The organism is Leptolyngbya sp. CCNP1308, from assembly GCF_034932455.1.
In the GTDB taxonomy this organism is placed as follows: domain Bacteria; phylum Cyanobacteriota; class Cyanobacteriia; order Phormidesmidales; family Phormidesmidaceae; genus Nodosilinea.
In genome coordinates this window covers 1-5,171 of record NZ_JAYGIH010000090.1, presented here as the reverse complement: position 1 = coordinate 5,171, position 5,171 = coordinate 1, and the positions used below count along the sequence as shown (strand labels likewise).

Sequence of the window (5,171 nt, the reverse complement as noted above, 5' to 3'; positions counted from 1 at the left end):
CCATCCAGTTCGATGGCGTCAACGACTTTTTGTCGCAAATCGAGGCTGTAGGGTTTGGCCATGGCACACAGGTGGGGATGTCTCTACCTCTAGATTATGTCCTAATCAGACTGGCTATAGCTATACCAGTCTTAGCCGGGTTATGCAGTCTCTGACACAGACGAGTCTGACTCCACCCCGTTGAATAAAATCTGGATGTAAAGCCTGACTAAGAAGCCAGCTGGCCAACCGCTATGTTTTTAGACCTCAGCCCATGAAGTTGTTCTTCGCGCTCCAGTTGTCTAATCGTCAGGTCACCATCCAGGCGCTAGGGCGGCTGCTCATTCAGGTGAGCTACGGGCTAATCAATTTCTACATTCCTATTTTGTTCGTAAACCAGATGGGGTTTTCGGCGACTTCCGTCGGGTTTGCCCTCAGTCTGTGCGCCATTACCGAGGTGGCGGGGCATTTTGTGGGGGGCACCCTGGCCGACTCACCCCAATTTGGCCGTAGGGCGGTGCTGACCTTAGCCGCCCTGTTAGGAGTGGCGGTATCGGCGATTTTGGTGATTGCCCATAGCCTGTGGCTGCTGGTGGTGGCCAGCTTTATTTTGGGCCTCAGTCTGGGGTTCTACTGGACGGCCTCCAGTGCCGCCGTCATGGATGTGACGGAGTCAGAGGGCCGCAGCAGCGCCTTTGCTGTCATGGGTGTCGCCGAGTATGTGGGCGTCGGCCTGGGTATTTTGGGCGGCAGTGCTCTGTTGACCGTGGTGGCTGCCGACCCAGAGCTGATTTTTGTGGGCTGTGGGGTGATGTTTCTGGCTTTTCTTGGGCTGGTGCAGGGGGCCATGGCCGAAGAATTTCAGCCCCAGCTCAAGGCTGAACGCGCGGGCGGCGGCATTGTTAGCGCGTTGAAAGATAGAGCCCTGCTGGTATTTATGGCCGCCAACAGCTTTTTCACCACCTACGTGGCTCTGGTAACCAGCACCATTCCGCTGTATTTCACCAATGTGATGGCGGGCAGCGACCCGATACCGGGGGTGTCGATCGGCAGCACGGCCAGTCTGTTTACCGGCTGCTACATCGGGGTGGGGGCGGTGCTGCAAATTCCGACCACAAGTTTGCTGACGCCGCTGCGGCGAATTTGGGTGCTGACCGGGGCGATCGCCCTCTGGGGTCTTGGCTTTGCCCTGCTGTGGGCGGCGGGCACCTTTGCCGAGGCCCAGTTTGTCTGGGCGATCGTGGCGCTGTGTCTGCTATCCCTGGCATCGGTGGCCTACAAGCCCTTCTTTGTGGCCACGGTGTCCGACTTGGCCCCGCAATCTTTGCGGGGTGCCTATGTCGCGGTCAGCTCTCAATGCTGGACGATTGGCTACTTTATTGGCCCGCTCCTAGGGGGCTGGGCTATGGATCAGTCGGCGGTAGTAGCCCAGCGGTTTTGGCTGGGGGTGGGACTGAGCACCGTGCTGTGTATTGGGCTGCTGTGGGGGTTTGAAACCCTTCGGGTCAAACTGCCTCCGGCGATCGAAAGCAGTAGCCCTGAGCTATCCATCGATCCATCGTAACCGTCACCACACAATTGCTCTGGGCATCTGAGTTAGGATGACCTGAGTTTTTTGTCGATTGATCCTTCAACCGTTGCTTGCCCCATGGATGCTTTGTTCAATTCTGCCGATTCTCAGCTGGTGCTGCTGATAGCGGCGATCGCCGTCTTGGTTTTAGTCTCCCAGCTATTTTTCAGAATTCTCAGCGTCGGGCTTGTCCCCCTCATTGGCCTGGTGGTGATCTTCGTGGCCCTGCAATACCTGTTTGGCATCAGCCCCAAGCAGCTTTGGTTTGAGGTTAGCCACCTGCCCCAGATGGCAATGAAGTTCTTTAACAGTTTGGGCTAACAGATCACAGCGTCATTCCCCAGTCCCCTGTTATGGCTCGACCTTTAATGTTCGTTTAAGCTGCTGCTGCGCTGCTTTCGAGAACCGACTCGGAACAAGTATCTGTTCCGGAATCGCCCCAGCGCCCAAGGGCCAGCACCCCGTTTTGCCCCCCAAAGCCAAAACTCAAACATAGGGAAGCCTGGAGTGCAGCTGATATCGACTCGGTAACTAGGTTTGGGTAAATACTCTCCCGTCGCCAACCCACATTCGGCGGCAGCACCTGATGGCGCAAGGCCATCAAACAAATAGCTGCACCGATCGCCCCTGAGGCCCCCAGCGTATGCCCGGTCGCTCCCTTGGTCGAACTCATCCACGGCAGTGGAGCCAACCCCTCCGTCAATAGCTGCACCTCATGGGCATCGTTGAGTCTCGTCCCAGTACCGTGGGCATGGACGTAGCTGACCTGCTGAGGATTTAGACCGCTGTAGTAAAGACAATTCTTGAGCGCTAAACGACTGCCCCCCAGCCCCGGATCGGGCGCGGTGCGATGGTAGGCATCAACGCTAAATCCGCCCCCCAGAATGCGTCCGTAGGCCTCTGGCCCCGATCGCTCCCGCCAGGAGGCTTCTGACTCCAGCACTAGCACCGCCGCCCCCTCCCCCAGTACCAGGCCTTCGCGCTGGACGTCGAAGGGATAGCAGCCCGTAATGGCCAGGGCTCCCAATTGTTCAAACCCCGCCAGAGTGAGCGGTGTAATCGGCGCTTCGGCGGCACCGACCACGACGCGATCGCACTGCCCCCGCCGTACCAGTTCATAGCCCTGAAAGATCGCCGTCAGCCCCGTGGCACAGGCCGCCATGGGGGCCAGCACCGGGCCTTGGGCTTGAATCTGGCGGGCAACGGCGATCGCCCCCATGTGTGGCAGCGCCGCCAGCCAGGGGTTGTCTTCCCACGACTGAGCGCGGGCCATCCGTTCCCATCGGCCCTGAAAGCTCCGGCTAGAGCCAATCACCACGCCACAGTCGGGCAGGGGCAGGGTAAGCTGGGCATCGGCGATCGCCTCCGCTACCGCCAGCCCCAGCAAATCCTCAAAATCAGCGGGCCTATCACCCACCATGGCCAAGGGCCGCGCCGGCATGTCTAGAAACGGCTGGGCCATACGAATGCCCGATTTCCCAGCCAGGAGATTTTCCCAGGTCGCGGCTGCCGTGGTTCCCAGGGCTGTGACCAGCCCCACCCCAGTGACAACAACGGCCTGATCCTCAGAGTTTCGCCTACTCAGTCTTCAAATTCTCCAGCCCGGCGGTGACCCGCGCCGACTCAATGCGATCGCCCTGCTCAATGGCATCTACCACTTCCATGCCGCTGGTGACGTAGCCAAACACCGCATAGCTACCGTCTAAAAAGGGCAGCTCCGCCAGGGTGATGTAAAACTGGGCCGAAGCCGAATCTACCGCCTGCGATCGCGCCATGGCTACCGCACCGCGCGTGTGGGTCAGTTCTGGAGCATCGCTAATGCGGGCTTCTTCAAAGGTTTGGCTATAGATGGGCTCTGCCGCCCCAGCGGGCTTAATTTCTAACGGAACGTAGCGGGGAGCCTGGGTGTCGGGGTCGATAAAGCTGCCCGTTCCCAGCTGCTGAGCCGGCACGCTGGGGTCTTTGCTCTGGGGGTCGCCGCCCTGGGCCACAAAGGGCTCAGGGTCGCGCACCACCCGATGAAACACCAGGTCGTCGTACACGCCACGGTTCACCAAATCCACAAAGTTACCCGCCGTAATCGGGGCGTTCTCGCCGTCTAGCTCCATCACAATGGGGCTGCCGTTCACGATCATCTCCACGGTTGCGGTCCCCTCCAGCACGGGCAACCCAGTCGGGGCCGCCGCGACTTCCTCGGTCATGCCAGGGTCTACGGGAGCCTCACCCGTAGAGTCTACGGGGGGAGAACTAGTGCAGGCCCCCAACCATAGGGTCAGTAGAGCGGCTAGGGCCAGGGTAAAGGGGCGTGTAGAGAAAGCCATTAATGCGTCAATTCCTAATAGTTCAACCGACCCCCCATGGTATCGCACGGGTCTAGGGGCGGGGGAGATGTCGCCCAGAACTCACCTGAGTGACCTCCTACAGTCCTTCCAGGGGCACCTGCAAAAACCGCGCCAGTTCAGCCCCCTGGTTTTCTAGCTCAGCCAGAGGAATCGGCTGCCCCACACGGGTCAGCGGAATATCGGGGCGGCCCTTGATACGCAGGTAAAGGGCGCGTTTGGGGTTGAGGCCTTCTTTAATGGCTACCCGCACCGCCGTCACCTCTTCGAGGGGGTGTTCAATCTCAATGCGGCGGTTTTCGCCCCAAAAGCCGCTGCGCACAATCTGGAGGCGGTTGCTGGCCTTGTCAAAACTGTTGTACCCACCGCCCACATCCAAACTGATCACAATCCAAAGGAATGTGGCCAAACCCAGGGCGACCACCCCATAAAAGCCCATGGCAATACCCTGGGGAATAAACACCAGCTGAGTTGGGTCAGAAAAGGGCAGCAGGTTCTGTTTGAGGTAGCTGGAGGCTCCAGCTAGGGCAAACCCGAGCCCGCCTAAGGTCAGCACCACAGCCCAAAAAATATTGCTCAGGCGGCGAGCCCCCAGCACGGTACGCTTCAGGGTTTGAGATTGAGTAGACGACAGGGAGGCAGTCATAGATCTTAACAAGCGATAGTTATAGAGAAGGGTGACGAAAACCTAGCAGCAGGTCTGGTACGGGCGCACCCGAGGCCACCGCTCTGCTCAGAAGTGGAACCAGCGAAGTGGGCACATCGCCTGGTCTTACACTATATAAACACTGAATTAACCCAGTCTAAACATCATGAGGTCTGCCCAGGCCAGGCATTCTGGTCAATATACGCTTTACCAGAGCCCAAGCCCAGGCCCCGCTAGCCTGAGAAATTACATGTCAGATTGTAAAAAAATAGAACACTCCTTATCATAAATAGAAACCTGGACTCTAGAGGCTTGTCTTCTAGGGCCACCGGTGCGACTCAAACAGGGGGTATTGATGATTGGAGCAGGAATATTATTCTCCCTGGCTCTAATATCTGGAATACTTAGTAGTTACTAACCCCTGCTTTGAGGTTATGCTCTGCCAGGCCTAGCTTGGATCCATCAGAGCTGCGACCTTATGGATTGGATGTCATATAAAGAGGATTTGACATGACCATAGCAATGGGACGCGCGCAAGCCGAGCGAGGATGGTTCGACGTTCTCGACGACTGGCTCAAGCGCGATCGCTTTGTCTTTATCGGCTGGTCAGGCCTACTGCTGTTTCCCTGCGCCTTTA

General features: G+C 58.1%; 5 protein-coding genes and 1 pseudogene. 3 read left to right on the top strand and 3 right to left on the bottom strand.

From position 1 onward, the window contains the following. Positions 1–253: 253 nt before the first annotated feature. Positions 254–1,543: an MFS transporter gene (locus VB780_RS25550; RefSeq protein WP_323354013.1), complete on the top strand. Its 1,290-nt coding sequence runs from the start codon at positions 254–256 to the stop codon at positions 1,541–1,543. A gap of 84 nt (positions 1,544–1,627) precedes the next feature. Beyond that, positions 1,628–1,870 carry a hypothetical protein gene (locus tag VB780_RS25545; RefSeq protein ID WP_323354012.1) on the top strand — a complete coding sequence of 81 codons (243 nt, stop codon included), beginning with the start codon at positions 1,628–1,630 and terminating at the stop codon, positions 1,868–1,870. A 55-nt stretch (positions 1,871–1,925) separates the two neighbouring features. Here VB780_RS25545 and VB780_RS25540 read toward each other — a convergent pair whose 3' ends face one another. The 3 genes from VB780_RS25540 to VB780_RS25530 form a co-directional block, all read right to left on the bottom strand. Continuing rightward, positions 1,926–3,134, bottom strand: a complete 1,209-nt coding sequence (locus VB780_RS25540; protein WP_323354014.1) for a beta-ketoacyl-ACP synthase — start codon at positions 3,132–3,134, stop codon at positions 1,926–1,928. Further along, positions 3,127–3,870: a peptidylprolyl isomerase gene (locus tag VB780_RS25535; protein WP_323354011.1), complete on the bottom strand. Its 744-nt coding sequence runs from the start codon at positions 3,868–3,870 to the stop codon at positions 3,127–3,129. The genes VB780_RS25540 and VB780_RS25535 overlap by 8 nt, the downstream gene beginning before the upstream one ends. Positions 3,871–3,967: 97 nt before the next feature. Further along, positions 3,968–4,534, bottom strand: coding sequence for a photosystem I assembly protein Ycf4 (locus VB780_RS25530; RefSeq protein ID WP_323354010.1), 567 nt, complete (start codon positions 4,532–4,534; stop codon positions 3,968–3,970). Positions 4,535–5,044: 510 nt separating this feature from the next. On the opposite strand from VB780_RS25530, the pseudogene VB780_RS25525 reads away from it, so the two are divergent. Next, a pseudogene (locus VB780_RS25525) lies at positions 5,045–5,171 on the top strand (photosystem II D2 protein (photosystem q(a) protein)); the annotation flags it as partial.

What these genes read in the sequence shown, in the direction of transcription:
- VB780_RS25550 (WP_323354013.1), top strand. Translation starts at nt 254, where the DNA reads ATGAAGTTGTTCTTCGCGCTCCAGTTGTCTAATCGTCAGGTCACCATC.
- VB780_RS25545 (WP_323354012.1), top strand. Translation starts at nt 1,628, where the DNA reads ATGGATGCTTTGTTCAATTCTGCCGATTCTCAGCTGGTGCTGCTGATA.
- VB780_RS25535 (WP_323354011.1), bottom strand. Translation starts at nt 3,870, where the DNA reads ATGGCTTTCTCTACACGCCCCTTTACCCTGGCCCTAGCCGCTCTACTG.
- VB780_RS25530 (WP_323354010.1), bottom strand. Translation starts at nt 4,534, where the DNA reads ATGACTGCCTCCCTGTCGTCTACTCAATCTCAAACCCTGAAGCGTACC.